Raw genomic sequence first — 19,153 nt, forward strand, 5'->3', positions numbered from 1 at the left:
GGAAGATTTTCGTAGTTGGCATTAGTGTAGCGCCAAAATTTCTTTTTTTAGTTGCATTCACGCAAGGCTGCTTCTACACATTTCAGGCGGTGGAGATCAAGTTCATAGATGTGCAAGGCTTCTTTGCCGGGTTTTCTCTTTTTAAAACTAGCTTCATGTTCAACGACGGTTAATTGCATTTTTCTTTTTGCATACTCCAGCTTGATTTTTGCTTTTTCTGGTTCGCCTGCCAGTAACAAGAAATAGGCATGGTTGGCTGCAGAGAGTTCGTTATTGTTGCCTTTGCCGTAGAATTTCGCGACATCTTTGAGCGTCTTGAAGTTTGAAAACCAGCTTTCTGCGGTTTGCAGGTGTTGTGCTACAAGCTGCAGACTTGCCTTCAGCTCTTCAGCATTTTCTGCCGGATATACCTCTGAATGGTAGCTTGCCAGATTGATCCCTAATCTTCGCCCTACGATGAAACCAAAGCTCTTTTCAGCTGGGTCAGTTTGCCAATAGGTATCCATGCCGGGGACACTCAGGCCAATTTCGACCCAGAAATTGCCACTACCATATCCGGATTGTTGCAAGTAAAAACCTTCTTCCCAAGACTCACGCTTACGCAAGAAGTATGCACCTGTCGTTTGCTGAAAATCCAGATTGGTGATCAAGGGTTTTAAGTGTTTGGGTGCAGCTTTTGAAAATGTACCGTAGTCTCGCTTAACAGCCATATATCGTGCTTTCAAAATTTGGTGATCCTGATCAATAGAGATCATTTCGTTTTTTCATAGTACTTAATTTGATCAGAAACAAATTCACAAAAATTGCCATACCTTCTGCTTTTTTGTCTTGGTGTCATGGCGGGTGACCAGAGTACCACAGGATATGTACCAATTTTTTCACTGATGTCTAAGCACCAGAACGAATCAGTCATGAAATTATCAGTGATAAAGATTAAATGCTCGGGAGCGGGCGGACCTTGCTCCAGCCAATGTTCATTCATACGTATAGAGCGATTTTTTTCCAGGATGTGTGAATCCGATGCATAGTCTTCTCCCAGGCTGAGAAAGAAGCTGCCATAGCTTGCAGACAAACGTGCGAATGCAATCAATTCAGATGGGATGCGAAAATCAAGACATGATTCTATATGAGTAATGCTGTTACTGGTGGGGACTGGATGACGTTCCCATTGCGGCACAAGAGCTGTGTCAAATTGTTGGATAAGTTCGTTCATGTGATGTCGGATATTTTAGGCTATCGGTTATTTTTTTAGAACTCAGGGCCGCAACCACAGCTTGCGAAAATCCATCCAGCCGCAGCGCGCCAGGGTCACGCCGCCCAGTTGCGGGCCATAGTCTATGCCGTGGCGGGTGTGGCGCATGGGTAGTATCCAGGCTTGTTCTACCATGCGGGCGAAGCAGGCTTCGATGAGGCTGGCGCGTTGTGCTGTATCGGCTGTTGCGGCAATGTCGGCGCTCGCTCGCGCCAGCCAGGTGCGGGCTGCTTTGTCCATCATTTGCTTGACCAGTGATTCTCCCGCCAGCCAGCTATACAGGCCAAACTCCATGTCGTTGTCGAGCACATCTCCTGCGATGACGACATCGGCCCAGTGCCGCCAGTGGTAGGGGCCAAATTCGGGGAAGGGCAGGATGTGGATGCTGACATCTGCTCCGGCCTCGCGCAATCTGGCTGCTACGCAATGGGTAAGGGCGATATGGCTGTCGAGTTCATAGGTGACGACGTCCAGGTGTGCTGGCAATGCGGGTGCGCTGGTTGTCGTTTGCTCAGGCAAATGATTCCACTGCGGCAGCATGCCAAAAGCCATGGCGCGAGTTTCTTTCGCCGCCAGTTCAGCCGCAGCGGGGCGCAACCAGGCTCCAATGGCAAGACGTGCAGCGGGCGCAGAAAATTCTGCGCGTGCCGGGTTCAGCATGACCAGGTCACAACCTTGTTCAAGCGCACGTATCTGCGACCAGCTATCAGCAGGTGCGAACACTTTTTCAGGCGAGGCATGCGCCAGGTGCAGGTCAACTTCAGGCAAGGGGCTGCCATGTGGTACTACCCATAAATCAATTTCATCAAGCAGGGCGCGCTCACGGAAGTAACCGTCAAAAGCTGCCAGCGTTGCCCGGTGTTCATTATTGCGAATGAGTCTGAATGGCCCGGCACCGATGGGTAGCGCGGCAAAATCTGCGCGCCTTGCATCGTCGGCGGGCATGATCACGGCGGCATGGTGAGCCAGCAGATGCAGCAGCAAATGATCGGGCTTGTTGAGTTGCAGCTTCACGCTGCGCTCAGTGCCGCTGATGCTGGCAAGATGGGAAAACATGGCGCGGTAGGGGCCGTCAGTGTCGCGAGCGCGTTGCAAGGAATAGACCACATCCTCTGCTCGCACAGGGCGGCCATCGTGGAATTGCAGGCCGGGTCGCAAGACAAATTCCCAGCTACTGCCGTCAGCGCTGGCATCCCATCTGTGCGCCAGCGCCGGGATGATCTGTTCGCTGGCGCGGTCATATTCCGTCAGGCCAGCGCAGATCTGCATGATGATGTGTTGCTCTGTGCGGCGGTTGATGTGGATTGCATCCAGCGCATGCAGGGGGCGGTAGAAGGGCATGCGCAAGCTGCCTGCGCGGCCACCACCAAGATAACCAGGCAGCGATTGCTTCAGGCGTTCACGCCCTGCGCTGGGCAAGCCATCAAAGGCGGCTTCGAGTTTGCCGTCAGCCAGCAAATGATGCAGCCTTTGCAGGCGCAGGCTTTCATGGTCTTGTAGCAGATTCAGGCGTGAGCGATGGCCGCGCCCGTTGCCTGGTTGCCAGTCTATCCAGCCTTGCTCTTGCATGCGCTTGAGCAGCAAGCGGGCATTGCGTTCGCTACAACACAAGGCCGCAGCAATCTGGGCCAGGTCGGGCGCATCGGCGCTGGGGTACCATTCGGCCAGGTGCTGGAAGTGATCAAGCAGTCGCATCTTTACGTATTAATAAAGGAGGAAAGAAATACCTGATTCTATCCGTTTTTACCCTTCCGCCTTTGATATACGCTAGCGGCATTATCTAATTTTGCTTGCATATTTCCATGTCCACACCCTCGCTTTGGCAGCACGCCAGTTTTCGCCGCTTGTATGCATCGACCATCAGCTTTTCATTGGGCACGCAAATCTACCAGCTCGCCATGCCGTTGATACTCTACCAGTTGACACAATCTGCAGGTGTCATGACAGGCATGCGTGCGGTTGAATTGCTGCCCAACCTGTTTCTGGCGATGTTCATCGGCGTCTGGGTAGACCGCATAGACCGTGGCCGCTGGGCTCGCTTTGCCATCGTCGGCATCGTCGTGCTGACCGGCATGCAGGCGGTGTTGCTGGAGAACGGTGCGCGGGCCTTGTCATTTTTCTTTATCACCGCCTTCTTGCTGATGACCCTGCATTACCTGTATGCGATCTGCCGCATGGGCATGTTGAAGGAAATGCTGCCAGAACAATTGCTCTTGCCTGCCACTGGCCATTTGACGGTGTTAAGCCAGGTTTTCAGCATACTCGGCCCGGCACTGGCTGGTGCCGTTATTTCCATGCGCATGGACCTGGGCCTGTGGTTGCCCATGCTGGCGATGCTGCTGGCCGCCTGGTTGCTCAGGGATTTGCAACTGCCGGTGCGCAAGCCCGATGCAGATGGCTTCTGGAATGAATGGCGCGACGGCTGGCGCGTGCTGGTCGCCAACAAACCCCTGTGGCATCTGGCATGGCTGGTGGTCATCATCAATGGCAGCGCAGGTGTGGTGGATGTACTCTTCCTGTTCCGCGCACGTGACCAGTTGCAACTGGGCGCAGCCGAAGTGGGCCTCATGTATGGCGTGGCAGGCATAGGCGGCGTCATCGGCGGCCTGCTCGCCAGCCGCCTGCGCCACCACTTTGGCCTGGGCCGCCTGCTGGCGCTGGAACTCGGCGTCGAAGCCTGCTCCATGCTCTTGCTGGCCTGGGGCAACAGCATACCGTTGTTGCTGCTGGCGTTGGCCATCAACAGCTTTTGCACCGTCATCGGCAATGTCTGCATCTGGGGATATCGACAGGAAAGTACAGACAGCCGCTACATAGGCAGGATATCCGGTCTCACCGGCTCGCTGTTCAAACTGCTGATGCCGGTAAGTCTGGTGCTGTCGGGGGCACTGGTGGGGGATTTGCCGCTGGCCTGGATACTGAGTGCTTGTGCGGTCACGCATTTTTTACTGGTGATAGGGACGCGGGTGTCGGCGGTTTATGGGGTGGAGTAGAGGGATGTCACAGTGGCGCAGGGTGCTTTAAAACGCAGCTTGCGTGCATGCATACTTGCAGCATGCCAGATCATTATTTCTTTTTTGCGTTGCGCAAGGACGTTTCAAGCTCTGCTTGTGCTTTTGAAAGATCCCGTTTGATAGACTCTGAAAGAGAAGTCATTTCTTCCTTGATCAACGCACCAATTTGAGAGCGTTTTTTGACGGAGGTTTTCCCTACTTCTGATTCATAGAATTTTGTAATTTCCAGCATTTCAGATTCTGTAAACACTTTGGAAAAAATATTTGCATATCGTTGTCTCAGACTTGATGCGGAAAGACTGCTCTCAAGCTCCTGCATGACTGCGTTTTCATATTTGTCGACGGCGATTTTTCCTGATTCATTCAGATCAGGCATGGTGCGCAATTTTGTGATTTGGCTTTTTGCTTCGCGTTCTATATAAAATACCCATTGCTCCCGTATCGGTTCGAACTGATAGGCATTGAGAAAACGTTCCATCGTGGCGGTTGAAGGGGCGGCTGCCAAGGAAAATTGAGCTTGCAAGACGAGTGCAAGAAAAAGAGCAAGTTTTTTCATGTTGAATTATTTTGTATGGGCGGTAATTGAAAAGTGAGCTACGTTTTAATGCACCACATCAACATCAAAAAATCAGGAGAGAAAAATTTTCTGAATTTTACGCTTGGTATTTGTGTCACATCATGGCGATTGATAGTTTATATCAGATCGATTAAATTTTATTATCGGCAAGGTGATTAAGGCAGAAATGCGCAGGTTTTACCTATGAGGATGGCATTTCTGTGCCTGCAGTTTTTATGACTCGATCAGTAAAGACCCATTTGACAACTCATAAAAACAGGATTATTCTATGAAAATGAAATCATTGAGCATACTCTTTTTTACCTCCGCCCTCCCGGCATGTCAGGCGACATCCCGGGGCCGCTGATGTGTGCCCGTTGAAACTCTGATCAGATAGAATCAGAAATTAAAACAAAGGCCCACAAGGGCCTTTTTTGTTTTCCAGTACTTTGTTTTTGTGTTTTGTTTTTGCCCTTGATATCCAAAAACTCAGCACCACTTTAGTAAGCACTTTTAACGGTACCTGGTACCAAACACTCTCTCATTGAGGAGCCATATAACATGAAGTCAGCAGATGTAGAACGCGCGCGGGTCCACTGAAATGAGGGTGGTCGCATGGCCCCGCAGCGCTGTCACCCCAGACAATTATGACCGCTCGCTATCAGAACGCATCTCATCCCTATTGATGAAATGAGTTCAGGAAAGACCCATCATGACGAACACCACACCCCGTGCCGCTTCCAACAAGGCATCTGCTCACCCCGTGCGCAACCATTGGCGCAACTTTGGCATCATCGCGCATATAGACGCTGGCAAGACCACGCTGTCTGAACGCATCCTGTTTAAAACCGGCGAAATCCACCGTACTGGTGAAGTCCATGAAGGCAATGCCACCATGGACACCATGGCACTGGAAAAAGAACGCGGCATCACCATTGGTGCAGCGGCGACCCGTTGCGTCTGGAACGGCCATGAGTTCACGTTGATTGATACACCAGGCCACATCGACTTTGCGATTGAAGTTGAACGTTCGCTGCGCGTGCTTGACGGTGCCATCACTGTCTTGTCCGGCGTCGCTGGCGTGCAACCGCAGACCGAGACTGTCTGGCACCAGGCCGAGAAACATGGCGTGCCGATGATTATCTTCGTCAACAAGATGGACCAGACCGGTGCCGACTTTGCCCGTGTGACAGAGCAAGTGCGCAAGCACCTGGGGGCGCGCCCTGTGCCGCTGGCGATTCCTGTTGGTGCTGGGGATGAGTTCACCGGTGTTATCGATGTCTTGCAACAGCGTTTCTTGCAATGGGATGCCAAGGGTAATATGATGGTGCTGGCTTTGCCCGCAGAACTGCAGGCGCAAGCGCAGGCTGCCTATGCTTATGCAGCCTCGGTTGCGGCAGAAGCGAGTGATGCATTGACGGATGCCTATCTGGCGAACGACACGCTGACCCATGCAGAAATCCTGCAAGGTTTGCGTAGCCTGACGCTGGCCAGAAAAGCCACGCCCATGCTGGCTGGTTCTGCGTATAAAAACGCAGGTATAGAACCGCTGCTCGATGCCGTGATTGACTGGCTGCCTGCGCCTGACGACCGCGCTGCTCCCGTTGCTACATTGAACGGTGAAAGCGTGACCGTGGCAACTGGCGATGCCGATCCTCTGGCAGCGCTGGTGTTCAAGGTGACGCATGATGAACATGGCTCGCTGGCGTTTGTACGCATTTATGGTGGTAGCCTGCATGAAGGTGAAACCATCTGGAATGCCAGTCTGGATAGTTCTGTACGCATAGGTCGTCTGTATGTCGTGCATGCGGATGAACGTACCAGTACCACGCAGTCTGGCGCGGGCAGTATCATCGCCATCGCCAACCTGAAAGACGCGCTGACAGGGCAAACCTTGTCTGGCAAGTCGCAACCGTGGACGCTGGAAACTATCCATGCTGGCGAACCCGTGGTGGCGTTGGCGGTTGAGCCAGGCAGTGGCACTGACCGTGCCAAGATGCTGGCAGCGTTGGACAAGTTCCGTCGTGAAGATCCGTCTTTGCGCCTGGAAAACAATGTTGAAACTGGCGAGACCATTTTGTGGGGCATGGGTGAATTGCATCTGGATGTGGTGCTGGAACGTGCCCGTCGTGAAGCCGCGGTGGACATACGTGTCGGCGCGCCGCATGTGGCCTACAAAGAAACCATGGGCCTGCCTATGGTCGAAGCAGAAGGCAAGCTGGACAAGCAAAACGGCGGCAAAGGCATGTATGCCCGTGTTGTCGTCAGGCTTGAGTTGCTTGATGAAGGCGATTTTGCCTTTGCCAATGTCGTCAAAGGTGGCGTGATACCAACGGCGTTTTTCCCGGCTGTTGAAAAAGGTGTACAGCAGGCCATGCAACAAGGCCCGCTGGGGCAAAAAGTGACAGGCGTCAAAGTCACTTTGCTCGATGGTGATTTCCATGCCGTTGACAGTAACGAAATGGCTTTCATCATTGCTGCCAAAGAAGCGGTGCTGACAGGCTTGCGCAAGGCCAACCCGGTCTTGCTCGAACCCGTCATGAAAGTCACCGTCGATGCCCCTGCCATCAACACTGGCGATGTCATCGGTGACTTGCAAAAACGCAGTGGTCGTGTCTTGGGCATCACAGAAAACACAGGCCGTGTTGAAGTGATCGCTGATGTACCTTTGACCAAGCTGTTCGGTCACACGAATGACCTGCGTTCTTTATCACAGGGCAGGGCGTTTGCCAGCGCAGTCTATGCACGTCATGCGGCTTGTGATGTGAACGAGGCGTCGTTTGTGTAGCTTGTGTTGAATGTGGATGAGGGATGGACTGAAGTTTGGTTTGCCTGTTGTCTGCAAGCTAGGATGATAGAAGTAGGAGAGAAGCCAGGGCGGATGCCCTGGCTTTTTTCTTTGCATTTCGAATAGACGTAATACTTCGTCCTATGGTGTGCAAGAGCTCAGTGGTACACATAGTGTACCACTGAGCTCTTGCACACCAAATTAAGGTATACTCCTCCTTTCTATGCGCCAAATAATCCGCCAAATAATCCGCCATTATTTTAATAAGCCATTGTTTTTAAACAAATTTATTAATTTTAAATATGTAAAATAATCCGCCATATGATGCGTCATTTTGACGATGAAGTTTTGCTGCATGGAAAGTTTACATGGGAATAATATGAGTAAATATCATTACAGCAATCCTCACCAGATGCAGCCCATGCTTCCAGGTGAATCAAAATTAAATGATTTACGGCCACTGGCGGCTGATCTTATTAACAAGGCCAAGGATCTTGCTGCGCAGGGCATGCCACATTTGCGTGCTTTGCTGCGGGAAACATTGAGGCCCATGAATTCTTTTTATACCAATAAGATAGAAGGGCAGCACACAGAACCCTTATTGATAGAAAGGGCGATGAACAAGGATTTTTCCAGCCAGCCAGATGAGGCACGCAAGCAACGTGTTGCCGTTGCCCATATAGAAACCGAGCGCTGGGCAGAAGCAACTTATCCAGACTTTAACGCGTCTATTTTTTTTCAAGCAGAGGTAACACAAGCCATTCATCGTCATTTGCATGCACAACTTTTGCCTGAAGACCTGATTCAGTTCAATGAGGATGGTGTCAGGCAAGTGGTGTTGCCAGGCATGTGGCGTGACGTGGGGGTCATCGTTGGGCAGCATATTCCTCCAGATCCGGTGACTGTGCACTTGTTCATGAAAGCATGGCATGAGACTTACCAAAATGCGCGGGCGGGTGAAACTGCGGTCATTGCCTTGCTTGCGGCACATCACTGGCTGGCCTGGATACATCCTTTTTTAGATGGCAATGGCCGTACTGCGCGCCTGCATACACATGCGGGATTGAATGCACTGGGTTTGACGCAAGGTCTATGGTCGCCTATGCGTGGTCTGGCACGTCAGCAAGAAAGTTATTATGAGCACCTGATCAGCGCTGACCGGGTACGTCAGGGTGACCTGGATGGCAGGGGCAATTTGACTGAAAAAGGCCTGGTCGCGTTTATTGAATTTTTCATCAAGGTTTGCCTTGATCAGATTTCTTTCATGAATAACTTGCTTGATATTGCCGGTTTTGAAAATCGTCTTGCGCAAATGCTGGCGGCCGAATCAACCCGTAAAGAAACCAGGTATTTGAAGCTGGAGGCGGCAGCGCCATTGGCTTACTTGGGTAGCGTCAAATTTCTGGAAAGAAGCAAATTTAAAAACATGATGGGCCTGGCGGATCGCACCGCTGACCGCGTGCTTGCAGACTTGTTCAAACTGGGTGTGATCACTTCACCAACCCCCAAAGGCCCGGTTGAACTGGCTGCACCTTTGCATCTGTTTCGCTATCTTTTTCCACGGCTTTGGCCAGAGGCGGAGGCAAATACTCAAGCGTAAATATGCTGCTCAAGTTTTTATGCAGACTCTCAGTGAGAATCGCACATATTGAAAATACTTAATCCAATTTGTGTGTAACTTGATCTTTGCGATTTCCTTGAATTGACAACAGTGCTGCCCGCAAAACTGGATCGCTGTTTGAATTGCCGTAATCGGCTTTTGAAAGGCCGGGAGAAGCTACCATCATATCAGGAACAATTCCATCTTCTGACAGGCTTACTTCGTTTGGTGCATAGAGTGTCGCTGTTGCCAGCTTAATAGCGCTACCATTACCGATCTCGACAATTTCTGTAACTTTGTTTGATCCAGATGTTGTTTCACCCATGAGTGTCACTGGCCTGTGTTCGCGCATGGCAGCAATCAAGGCTTCGCTGCCGCCACCTGAGAGCTTATCGGTCAAGATGACCAAGCGAATTTGTTTGAGATCACTTTTTACTTCGGGATCAAGTTTGGACGCGGATTTTGTGCTCAATCCTTCGGCATTTGCGCGATATTCACGCTTTTCTCCCAGTTTGTCTTTGATGATCAACACTAATTTATTGGATGGAATAAAAAGCTCAGCCATGCCAGCGATGGCAGGCAGTATGCCACCGGGATTGCCGCGCAAGTCCAGGATCAGATTGCGCAATGGACCTTGATTTTCTTTCTCCATTCTTCTGATTACCATCAATGCCTGAGAACGCGTTTCAGCAATGAACTGATTCGCGCTAAGGTAGCCAGTGTCTGGAGCTAACAGACGCCCCTTACAACTTACAATTTGAATTTCTTCGCGAGGAATATCAAAATTGAGTACTTGATCTATACCCTGTCGGGCAATCTTTAAATTGGTGTATGAAGCCGATGTGTTTCGCATGCGACTGACCAGGCTGTCCAGAGATTGTGATTTTGTCGAGACCCCATCAAGAGCTAATATCACATCTCCTGCCATGACGCCCTCACGGTGTGCTGCACCAGATTCAATGGTAGAGCCGACTTTCAGATACTCATCTTGAATTCCCAGTTCCAGCCCTATACCAAAAAAAACGGGCTTTTTCTTGAGCGCAGCAAATTTTTCCGCAGGGATAAATTCTGCTAACGGCAATAGATAGCTAATGACTGTCTTGTAGCATAAATCGCTTGCTTCTTTATCTGTGTGAGAGTCAACAGATTCCAGTGCCAGTCTGCAAAATGTGGAAAGCGCTGTTTCGTCTACAGCCCCAAGATATTTCTTGTCGAGGACATCAAGTAATTTGAGCCAGGCCGCTGATTTTATAATGCGCTTATGAAGCTCCTGATTTGACACTGAAGAACGCTTCGTCGTCGCTTCATCCTGCGTAAGCTGTGCCAGATTTTGTGCCTGAACATTTTCGGCAAAGCAGAACAGTAGGGAAAGAAATAGGCTTAATGGCAGGATTTTATTCATAGAATTGATTCACGAAAACGACGCTACCAAAATGCAGCCATGGTGCTTGTATCGGCATACTGGTAAAAAGGCAAGAAGTAGATTTCCATAATAGGATTTTAAAATGATAACAGATAGGTAGCACGCATTTCAGGGTTCCTTTGATACTGTTATGTCTTTACTATATTTTCAAGTTGGCACATTCATGGTGCATATTCTCTCGCATGCACTTTATTAAGCGTGATTTCACCCTGCTCTTGCTTTCCTTGGTCAATTGATTAAACTTTCCCGCACCAAAGATCAGCATTCCTGCTGAACTGACTGGTACAAAAATTGCTGACTATTAATATTCCCATTGCATATCTGGAAGTATTTCACGCCATGCATGAATCCATCCCCCTGTCCCATACTTCATTCTTGCCAGAATATGTAGAACACTGCATCACGCCAGAACTGCGGGCCTTGCTTGTGCAAACGGCAAGCATGGATGCGGTTGAGCAGGCGGCAGCTTTTGGGCGCTGGTGGTATCACGCTGGCAGTGATGAGATTGTGTTTTCCATGGTTGCGGCCAACATGCTGGGTGTGGCATCTGGCTGGCATGCCGCGCTGGGGGCCGGGTTTACCAAAGTACTGATGGACGACTTGTTGCAACTGCATGCCATGCTGCACAATGCGGCTGCCGGACGGGCGCAAATGGAATATGAATTCCGTATTTTCAATGAAGCCAGCGGGTTGCGCTGGTTGCGTTTGCAATCCCTGCCGCCAGCACCAGCATCTGGTGCATCTGATATTTGCGAAGGCATACTGACCGACATCACGGCAGCCAAGCATGCCGCCATGCGTGAGCGCCTGAGTTTTGAAACGACCAGGCTGTTTGTGGGGGCAGATTCCATTGGAGTCGCCGTCACCAAGGTCATACAGCTGGTGTGTGAAAACCTGGGCTGGGACTGGGGTGCGTACTGGACTGTTGAGCTTGATACGCTTGGGGATAGTCAACTGAAGCTACAAAATTGCTGGCATGGACAGCAAGAAACACTGAGTTTGTTCACGCAAGAAAGCCAGGCCATGCAAGTGCGCCCGGGCACTGGCCTGGTAGGGCAGGTGTGGCAGCAAGGCGAGCCACGCTGGGTCGAGAACATGAGCAGCGATGAAGATTTTTTGCGCAATAAAAGCGCGGACCAGTGCCAGCTGCGTTCTGGCTATATCTTCCCGGTGGCGTATATCACCGATGAAGGCTATCGCCATTGCCCCGGCGTGCTGGAATTTTATAGTCGCCTGACACGCCAGAGCGAAGCGCAATTGCCTACCCTGTCTGCCACCATAGGCGCACTGATCGCGCAAACGGCACAAAGGCTGGAACAGCAAGAAACCATACGCCAGCTGGCACAAATCGATGGTCTGACCGAGCTGGCCAACCGCAGCCATTTTTATCAGATACTCGATGCTGCCTGTAAAAGAAGCGCCGCCAATGGCACCGAATTTGGTTTGATTTTTATTGACCTCGATCGCTTCAAACCCGTCAATGATGCCTTTGGTCATGAAGCTGGCAATGTGGTCTTGCGCGGTTTTTCGCAACGCGTGCAGGCGCTGGCCATACCCGGCAAACTGATCGGGCGGCTGGGCGGTGATGAATTTGCGATACTGTACCAGCCCGATGGTTCGGCCACGCCATTTATTGAACAGCTTGATAGTCTGGTCAAGCAAGTGCTGCATGCGGCGCAGCTGCCCTTCATGTTCAACGGACATGAAATTACCGTATCAGCCAGCATAGGCATCAGCATCTACCCCGACAATGGCCTGACCGGGCCAGAACTCTTGCGCGGTGCCGATACCGCCATGTACCGCATCAAAAAAAGTGGCCGCAATGCCATGAGCTATTTTGCCAGCAGCACCTCGTATACGCTGGCCGTGCAACAGTCCGACCTGGCCCAGCGCCTGACAATGGAAACCGAATTGCACCAGGCCATTGCAGAACAAGGCCTGTATCTGGAATACCAGCCCATCTTCGCAGGCAACGGCCAGATCCATGCGATAGAAGCCCTGATACGCTGGCGTCGCGCCAATGGCGACATTGTGCGCCCCGATACCTTTATCCCCATTGCCGAAGAAAGCCGCCTGATCATACAGATTGGCAACTGGGTTGTGCACCGTGCCTGTCACGACCTGGCACGCCTGCATCGTTGCGGCTTTGAGAATCTGAAAGTGCATGTCAACATGGCCGCCTCTGAATTCACCTCCAGCACCTTGCCGGACGAATTGCGCGCCGTCGTCGATAAATCTGGCATCAAACCTCATCATCTTTGCCTGGAGCTGACAGAAAGCATGCTCATGCACCAGCCCGACCACGTCATCCCCATCATGAGCACGCTGCGGCGGCTGGGCTTTGGCATCAGCCTTGACGATTTTGGCATGGGTTATTCCTCACTCGCCCATTTAAAAAACCTGCCCATCTCATCGATGAAGATAGACCGCTCCTTCATCAAAGGCTTGCCACAACAAAGTGAAGACCGCGCCATCGTCCGCACCATCATAGAGCTGGGGCGCAACCTGCGTTTGAATGTCATTGCAGAAGGCGTAGAAACAGATATCCAGCTCGCCTTTCTGCGGCAGTTTGGTGATACGCTGATACAGGGCTTTGTACTGAGCAGGCCGCAGCCTGTGGAGGAGTTGATACGAGTGTATGGAAAGGATTTGGAATTGTCATTGATCGGTAGTGCGTAGGGCGCATTAACGCAATTCGCAGACGATCGCCCCATTTCCCTCATTGCTCCAGGTGAGTCTGCGCAAGCCGTGTCAGCCAGAGATTTGAATACTCTCTTTATCGTCATTCCTGCGCAGGCAGGAATCCATTATATTCATATCCATGCGCGTGATCATCGCGAGCATGGTGCACACTGCATTAACGTCAGATAAAACTCCGCTAGTCGTATCTGCGCGAACTACGAGATTGCCGTAAGGTAGGGCGCATGGAAATGCAGCATGCCGTGGCAAGATATCTTTGCTGTGCACGTCGCTCACATACGGCGCACTACAATGCGCTCTACGGGTAGTCAATTTCGGCAACGCTTGCACGCGATTGCGTTACACTATTCGTACCTGAGCAAGCTCAAAATGATAGCCAACGGAATTGACTGATGAGTCTACCAAAAACATAGACCGGTTTAAAAAATGAAACAAATCCTGAAAATCCCGACTGAAAAAGACTGGGGTGATTATAAAAGCGACCTTGACCAGAAATATGCGTATAAAATATTTTTTGGAAAAAACCTGGAAGAGGCTAGACATCTTTTTCAAGGGGCGGTCATCGAGCGAACAGAAGAACTCAGGTTCATGCCAGTAATTCCGTTTCAATATTATATCGGTGCCTACTATCAATATGTAACATCGCCTGCTGTGTTGAGCAACCGTAATGCGCCAGATGCCGCAAGTTGTTTTTTACGACTAGTCGAAAGCAAACTGAGCGACGACCCTGTTTCGATTTCTCCACTAATGAAGGAGTTAATGCCCGCAATCGAATACCTCGCAAAAAATCAAGCATTGTTTGATGCTGATATTGATATCTACGGTGATTTCAATGAGATTTTATTAGAGATAAAACGTCTGGCGCAGATATAAGCAGCATCGACAGTAAGGCTCTGCAATGTAAACTGTTGGGTGGGTTAAATAATTTTTGATGAGGAAAGTAATAATGCAAGTCCGGCATGAGCACCGTGAAGTCAATGGCGTTCACATCAGTGGGCGCTATGAGAATGACATCCTTACAGATGTTCAGCATATGGAGAAACTTCCGTCAGGTAAATCTATAAGCAAAGAATTTGACAGACATGGCAAGCAGTGGCGGGAGAAGCACTGGTATGGCTTCCTGGATATCATGATAAATATTGAGTTCACCTGCTCACAGCCTATAGTGAGCTATACGGTGAAGAAGAAAGTGGCATCAAAGAAGAAGTATGAATTAGCCAGAGTAAACTATCCTGACATGCCCGCTGCCGACCAGAATATTGTTGATTTTGATGCGGCGTTTCGCAGGGCGCTAAAAGAAGGTGCCAAGCTCACTGAAACTGAATCGAAAGTTCAATTACCCGATGTGGCAGCAGGTTTGGAGCATGACGAATGGTGCGGCAATCTGATTGCTGAGACGAGCGGGGAAGATGCCTTTGCATGGTTTGATAATCCCAAAGCAACTCTGGGTTTGATGAGCAGGGCAAAGAGCAGGCGCATGCTGACGACTCTGCAAAATGCGCAATGTGGCAGCGTATTTGCCTGTGACATAGACCGCATTGATAGTCCGTATGAAAATACCGGGCATCTGGTGATCGAATTACCGCAAGATAGTGACATGCGCAAGAAAGTGTTTAAACTAGCAGGCCGCATTGTGCAAGAACAGGGCTATGACGCGAGCCCGGATAATGGCCAGAAATACCTTTATTTGAAACTGGATTAGCTGGTGCGAATATGCTTTGTGGTGCATGGCACACCCTGCAGGCAATTGCTCATTCCATGCAAACGGATTTTGCGCAGATGGATCCCAGCCTGCGCTGGGATGACCTTAATAAGGGCAGGACTTATCTGATTTCTTGGGGTATTAATTCTGTAACGCAGGATGCATTGTAATGTGCCTACATTTGTATGCTGCAAGCATCTATCACATTTTCCCTGTTCTTATACTTGAGCCGGGGCAAACCGTGTCATCTACTTGTTTGGAAACCCTATCTATCGTCATTCCTGCGCAGGCAGGAATCCATCGTGTTCAAAGCCATGCGTTTGAACATAGCGCGCACTGCATTAACGTCAGATAAAGCTCCGCTAATTGTATCCCCGCGAATTGCGACATCACCGAAAAGTAGGTCGCATTGCAATGCGTCCTACGACCGGGGCTTCTCTATTTCCAAGAGAGGCTCCATCCGTGATCATTGCCGGAGCGGTGCGCATGGCACATCTCACTGGCTGCTGGTCATTCAAACAAACGGATTTTGCCCAGATGGATCTCAGCCTTCGCTGAGATGACCTTTCCATGAGCAGGGGTATTTGATTTCTTGAAGCTATGATCAGAGACTCTTTAGTTCGGCAAATTCCAGATGAACTGACCAGAATACCATGACCGAATTGCTTTACCATCTTGCGTGGCAGGGTAAAATTTGCACTTGGAAAATGCTTGCAGCGCCGCTGAATCTAAAAGTAAAGAATCACTGCTGATAGATATATATTTTGCAGAAATGTCTCCGCTTTCTTCAATTAGGAAACGGAATTTTACCGTACCACGCAACTGCCTCTGTAAGGCTTCTTGAGGATATTCGGGTAGAGTGCACGATTTTCCATCAAGAGTGGCGGGCGAATAATTTTTCGGGCTTTGTGGCCCGACGACAGAAATGTACCCCATAGGCGGCTTGGCCTCATTACTCATTTTATAGGCAAGTTCTGCCAAGTCTGTCCACCCCAAAGCCCGATACACTTTGCTCAACTCATCTAAAGAGGCAGATTTTTGTCCCGTTCCTTCTTTACCGTGTTGCTCTGAAAAAGCGATTGCTTTTTTCAATACAAGCACTGCTTGCTCTAATTTTCCCAATTTGACATATACACGGCTTAATACCCTGTAAAGGTCCGGCATGAGGAATTCACCTTTAGGCCCTTTGGATTCAAGGTTTTCTACTGCTTCGAATGCAAATTTTTCTGCTGCGGCATATTTACCTTGCTCCATTAGCATTTCAGCAATGTCTCGCAGTAACATGGAATAATTCACGCCATCTTTCGCAGGGTCCGTGCTATCAATTTCTTTGGTCTTGAGTGCCATGATATAGGCCTCGTCATACTTCTTCAAATCCTTGAGCAGATGAAAGCGGAATCCATAAATAGATCCAAGATAAGTGAAGTAGGTACTTTTGTTGGCTTCCGCCATTTTGAGTGCGAGATCGTTTACTTTTAAGGCTCCCTCGTAATTCTTGTAGTGGGCCTGTAAAGTAGCCTCAAACATGAGTTCGTCCAGAATGCTGTTGCTGGCTGCAAGGCATGTATTAAAGGATGCTAGCGAAAGCAAACAGATAGCAAAGAAAGATTTCATTGATTTTATTGAGTTCATATTTGTGAAGTCATGAGGCGTAATTCAGCAAATGATAATTTGACTAAGGGGAGATCAGGCCAGCGGAAATATGAAATTGCTGTTGTCATTTGTTGCAGTGCTTACCTCGAGAAATTTCAAATCATACCTGAATAGTCAGCACCCAAGTATGCTGAAGGCAGTCGTAACTGCATACTTGCGCCGTCAATTTACCCTGTCTTTGATAGTGGTGAGTGATACGATAAGGGGCACTTGCGGTGATATGACTCGTGCGATTACGCTCCGCTTCTAATCGCCTCTAATTTGGGGATTTATTCCAACAATCGATATTGAGTAAATCTGAAGTAATCTCTCCAGATTAACGTTTACTCTACCTGTATTCAACAAGTAAGTATGCTCATACAAGATTATTCAATCGGATGTGGCAATAAATCAGATCACAATATCTCATCCCATATCTTGTCTCTTACCGCAGGTTTATTCGATCTGTCCCAACGCCTGAATTCCACGCCCGATTTTTGCGCTTCTTCCAGCAGATACTGGATTTTCACATAAGAGTTGAAGCTAAATACGCTACCATCAATAAGGGTAAATTCATATGCGTCGCCATCAGGTATAAAGTTTGTCCATTTTATGAATGCAATTTCTGCCCAGGTAATTTCTCTTGAGCTAAACCAATGGCGATAAGTAAATCCGTTTTGCCTGACTTGCGGGCGTTTTCGTATCAGGTGAAAAAAACCATTGTTCCCAAGATGTCCAAGCAAAAAAAATGGCAAGCCTATGAGCGTCATCGCATTAATAAAAATGGGTCCGATATTCAGTGGCAGGCTTATTCTTATTAGAAGATGCATGAAAACGCAGGCGAATACCCACACTATGAGCATGCAACCTAGCCATATGGGGCAGGTTAGCAGCAAGGCCAGAAAAAGCATGGCATCTGAAAATGTGATGCGGTCATTCATGGTGATACCTGTTTGCCTGCCTGCTGGTGATGTCAGTCTCTGACGCATTGCAATGTTCAAGGGTTTTTATGATGAACTGATTGACTTCTTCACTATGCGTACGCGTCAGCACATGTCCTGCCCCGGTGATGATGCTGTCTGCCTTGCTGCGTCGCGCAGCAAAGACATTATCCTTGCTGCCGTGTATCTGCATGATCGGGCATGCTGCAGGAGCAGGCTTCCAGCCCAGCAGTGCCGACAAGGCCCAGTCACGAAAATGCTGCTGCGCTGTTGACAGGCGTTTGCGCCGCTGGCGTGCCGACGGTATGGTAGCGATGGCCGCATCTTGCCACAGCATTGTCCATTTCCAGATGGCGTCAGTATTGATCAGTTTGCCCAGGTGCCTTGCCATTCGCAAGCTGGTGGGCAGGCCATGTGCATCGCGACTGGACGCAAATAGCAGGCAGGCTTGCGCTTGTAGATGGCGGGAGGCTTGCAGTGCGACGATGCCGCCAAAAGATGCGCCACCTATCAAACATGGACCACCCGGATCAACGGCACGCGCCATGCGCTGTGCATAGGCCGCCATGCTTTCTGAGCTGGTTGGCGGCAGCCAGTGAGCGACCCTTAAGGTGGGGAAGGCTTTTACCTGTTCAGCAAATATGCGTGCATCGCCGTTGATACCAGGGAAGAAGATAATCGGGAGTTGATCCATGCTATCGCGGTATTGGTTTTCGCAAAAAAGATGAGTTTGTCGCAGTATAGCGGACGAGGCTTAGCCCGGGTCTGGCTTGCCCGTGGGGTGCAGGTGTGCTGCACGCTTCTTGTCATGCCAGGTTTTGCTGACATTGTCCTGCTCAAATGGAATACCCAGCTTCTTTGCTTCTTCCATGACAGGCGTGCTTTCGTCAGTGACGGTTATTTGTAGCTGCTGGCCTTCATGGAAGTGGAATTGATATGCCGTCCCCATCGGTGGCGCCCAGACCTCGCGAATGAACTTGATGCTAGTCCACAAGACCGTCACTTTTTTAAAGCTGCGATGGAAAGTGAAACCGGTATCGTTGATTTGCGGACGTGCGCGCAGCAGGTGATACAGTGCGCCAGTACTTAGCTGCAATACGATAATAAATGGATACCCTATCACCATGAACGAGATGAATAATAAACCGTTTATCAATTCTATCTTTAGCAGGCTCAGCAGCCAGAAAAGACCAAACAGCATGAGGCAGATCAGTGCACATGGCACAGTGACAGGGCTGGTCAACAGCAGTATCAGGAACAAATAGAGATCAGAGCGTGTGATGCGGTTCATGCAGGCTATAGGACTTGGATTGACCAGCTATTGTGACATAACAGTCCGCAAGGCAGGGAGCAGCCGTCTGATCTCCTTGAGCCGTGCAGGTATTGCGTGGCTGGTCTGCCGCATCTGGTACCGTGAATATCGACAGCATCAGAAATCGCCTGGCTCTTGTTCGCCTGCATCCCGCCAGCTTGCTCACATTTGCTTACATTAATATTTGTTTAATATATTTATTTTACTATACTGATCTCCAGCTGCCAGCGTTT

15 protein-coding genes are annotated in these 19,153 nt (G+C 49.8%); 6 read left to right on the forward strand and 9 right to left on the reverse strand.

The window, feature by feature from the left end:
- Positions 1–47: 47 nt before the first annotated feature.
- From ACO0LD_RS18480 to ACO0LD_RS18490, 3 genes are read right to left on the reverse strand one after another with little or no spacing between them, the layout of a single operon-like run.
- Positions 48–710 carry a hypothetical protein gene (locus ACO0LD_RS18480; protein WP_423009439.1) on the reverse strand — a complete coding sequence of 221 codons (663 nt, stop codon included), beginning with the start codon at positions 708–710 and terminating at the stop codon, positions 48–50.
- Between the two features lie 41 nt (positions 711–751).
- The gene (locus tag ACO0LD_RS18485; protein ID WP_423009441.1) at positions 752–1,213 is read right to left on the reverse strand and encodes an SMI1/KNR4 family protein; all 462 of its coding nucleotides are present in this window, start codon (positions 1,211–1,213) and stop codon (positions 752–754) included.
- Positions 1,214–1,255: 42 nt separating this feature from the next.
- A complete protein-coding gene (locus tag ACO0LD_RS18490) occupies positions 1,256–2,947 on the reverse strand; it encodes an ABC transporter substrate-binding protein (protein ID WP_423009443.1) in 1,692 nt (563 codons plus the stop codon).
- Between the two features lie 107 nt (positions 2,948–3,054).
- Here ACO0LD_RS18490 and ACO0LD_RS18495 point away from each other — a divergent pair, with 107 nt between their 5' ends.
- Positions 3,055–4,245 (forward strand): MFS transporter, encoded by a 1,191-nt coding sequence (locus tag ACO0LD_RS18495; RefSeq protein ID WP_423009445.1) that lies wholly within the window; start codon positions 3,055–3,057, stop codon positions 4,243–4,245.
- A gap of 73 nt (positions 4,246–4,318) precedes the next feature.
- Here the strand turns inward: ACO0LD_RS18495 and ACO0LD_RS18500 are convergent, their stop codons facing one another.
- Positions 4,319–4,822, reverse strand: coding sequence for a DUF2059 domain-containing protein (locus ACO0LD_RS18500; RefSeq protein ID WP_423009447.1), 504 nt, complete (start codon positions 4,820–4,822; stop codon positions 4,319–4,321).
- A gap of 712 nt (positions 4,823–5,534) precedes the next feature.
- Here ACO0LD_RS18500 and fusA point away from each other — a divergent pair.
- Entirely contained in the window at positions 5,535–7,610 is a 2,076-nt protein-coding gene (gene fusA / locus ACO0LD_RS18505; RefSeq protein ID WP_423009449.1) for an elongation factor G, read from the forward strand.
- Positions 7,611–7,989: 379 nt separating this feature from the next.
- On the forward strand, positions 7,990–9,210 hold the full coding sequence (locus tag ACO0LD_RS18510) for a Fic family protein (RefSeq protein WP_423009451.1): 1,221 nt from the start codon (positions 7,990–7,992) through the stop codon (positions 9,208–9,210).
- Positions 9,211–9,268: 58 nt separating this feature from the next.
- Here ACO0LD_RS18510 and ACO0LD_RS18515 read toward each other — a convergent pair whose 3' ends face one another.
- Positions 9,269–10,612, reverse strand: a complete 1,344-nt coding sequence (locus ACO0LD_RS18515; protein WP_423009453.1) for a S41 family peptidase — start codon at positions 10,610–10,612, stop codon at positions 9,269–9,271.
- A 360-nt stretch (positions 10,613–10,972) separates the two neighbouring features.
- On the opposite strand from ACO0LD_RS18515, the gene ACO0LD_RS18520 reads away from it, so the two are divergent.
- The 3 genes from ACO0LD_RS18520 (at position 10,973) to ACO0LD_RS18530 (ending at position 15,035) form a co-directional block, all read left to right on the forward strand.
- Complete coding sequence (locus ACO0LD_RS18520) at positions 10,973–13,312, forward strand: putative bifunctional diguanylate cyclase/phosphodiesterase (protein ID WP_423009455.1); 2,340 nt, start codon at positions 10,973–10,975, stop codon at positions 13,310–13,312.
- Positions 13,313–13,759: 447 nt separating this feature from the next.
- The gene (locus ACO0LD_RS18525; protein ID WP_423009459.1) at positions 13,760–14,206 is read left to right on the forward strand and encodes a hypothetical protein; all 447 of its coding nucleotides are present in this window, start codon (positions 13,760–13,762) and stop codon (positions 14,204–14,206) included.
- A 73-nt stretch (positions 14,207–14,279) separates the two neighbouring features.
- A complete protein-coding gene (locus ACO0LD_RS18530; RefSeq protein ID WP_423009461.1) occupies positions 14,280–15,035 on the forward strand; it encodes a hypothetical protein in 756 nt (251 codons plus the stop codon).
- A gap of 615 nt (positions 15,036–15,650) precedes the next feature.
- On the opposite strand, the gene ACO0LD_RS18535 is transcribed toward ACO0LD_RS18530, so the two are convergent.
- The 4 genes from ACO0LD_RS18535 to ACO0LD_RS18550 all read right to left on the reverse strand — a co-directional run bounded on the left by ACO0LD_RS18535 (position 15,651) and on the right by ACO0LD_RS18550 (position 18,899).
- Entirely contained in the window at positions 15,651–16,562 is a 912-nt protein-coding gene (locus tag ACO0LD_RS18535) for a TonB family protein (RefSeq protein WP_423009463.1), read from the reverse strand.
- Positions 16,563–17,083: 521 nt separating this feature from the next.
- Entirely contained in the window at positions 17,084–17,608 is a 525-nt protein-coding gene (locus tag ACO0LD_RS18540; protein ID WP_423009465.1) for a hypothetical protein, read from the reverse strand.
- Positions 17,601–18,302, reverse strand: coding sequence for an alpha/beta fold hydrolase (locus ACO0LD_RS18545; RefSeq protein ID WP_423009467.1), 702 nt, complete (start codon positions 18,300–18,302; stop codon positions 17,601–17,603). The genes ACO0LD_RS18540 and ACO0LD_RS18545 overlap by 8 nt, the downstream gene beginning before the upstream one ends.
- 60 nt (positions 18,303–18,362) lie before the next feature.
- Positions 18,363–18,899, reverse strand: a complete 537-nt coding sequence (locus ACO0LD_RS18550) for a hypothetical protein (RefSeq protein WP_423009469.1) — start codon at positions 18,897–18,899, stop codon at positions 18,363–18,365.
- Between the last annotated feature and the right edge of the window lie 254 nt (positions 18,900–19,153).

Source organism: Undibacterium sp. Ji83W, from assembly GCF_049340385.1.
Classification (GTDB): domain Bacteria; phylum Pseudomonadota; class Gammaproteobacteria; order Burkholderiales; family Burkholderiaceae_D; genus Undibacterium.

Coding starts and splice junctions, on each gene's coding strand:
- ACO0LD_RS18480 (WP_423009439.1), bottom strand. CDS start 710: ATGGCTGTTAAGCGAGACTACGGTACATTTTCAAAAGCTGCACCCAAA.
- ACO0LD_RS18485 (WP_423009441.1), bottom strand. CDS start 1,213: ATGAACGAACTTATCCAACAATTTGACACAGCTCTTGTGCCGCAATGG.
- ACO0LD_RS18490 (WP_423009443.1), bottom strand. CDS start 2,947: ATGCGACTGCTTGATCACTTCCAGCACCTGGCCGAATGGTACCCCAGC.
- ACO0LD_RS18495 (WP_423009445.1), top strand. CDS start 3,055: ATGTCCACACCCTCGCTTTGGCAGCACGCCAGTTTTCGCCGCTTGTAT.
- ACO0LD_RS18500 (WP_423009447.1), bottom strand. CDS start 4,822: ATGAAAAAACTTGCTCTTTTTCTTGCACTCGTCTTGCAAGCTCAATTT.
- fusA (WP_423009449.1), top strand. CDS start 5,535: ATGACGAACACCACACCCCGTGCCGCTTCCAACAAGGCATCTGCTCAC.
- ACO0LD_RS18510 (WP_423009451.1), top strand. CDS start 7,990: ATGAGTAAATATCATTACAGCAATCCTCACCAGATGCAGCCCATGCTT.
- ACO0LD_RS18515 (WP_423009453.1), bottom strand. CDS start 10,612: ATGAATAAAATCCTGCCATTAAGCCTATTTCTTTCCCTACTGTTCTGC.
- ACO0LD_RS18520 (WP_423009455.1), top strand. CDS start 10,973: ATGCATGAATCCATCCCCCTGTCCCATACTTCATTCTTGCCAGAATAT.
- ACO0LD_RS18525 (WP_423009459.1), top strand. CDS start 13,760: ATGAAACAAATCCTGAAAATCCCGACTGAAAAAGACTGGGGTGATTAT.
- ACO0LD_RS18530 (WP_423009461.1), top strand. CDS start 14,280: ATGCAAGTCCGGCATGAGCACCGTGAAGTCAATGGCGTTCACATCAGT.
- ACO0LD_RS18535 (WP_423009463.1), bottom strand. CDS start 16,562: ATGTTTGAGGCTACTTTACAGGCCCACTACAAGAATTACGAGGGAGCC.
- ACO0LD_RS18540 (WP_423009465.1), bottom strand. CDS start 17,608: ATGAATGACCGCATCACATTTTCAGATGCCATGCTTTTTCTGGCCTTG.
- ACO0LD_RS18545 (WP_423009467.1), bottom strand. CDS start 18,302: ATGGATCAACTCCCGATTATCTTCTTCCCTGGTATCAACGGCGATGCA.
- ACO0LD_RS18550 (WP_423009469.1), bottom strand. CDS start 18,899: ATGAACCGCATCACACGCTCTGATCTCTATTTGTTCCTGATACTGCTG.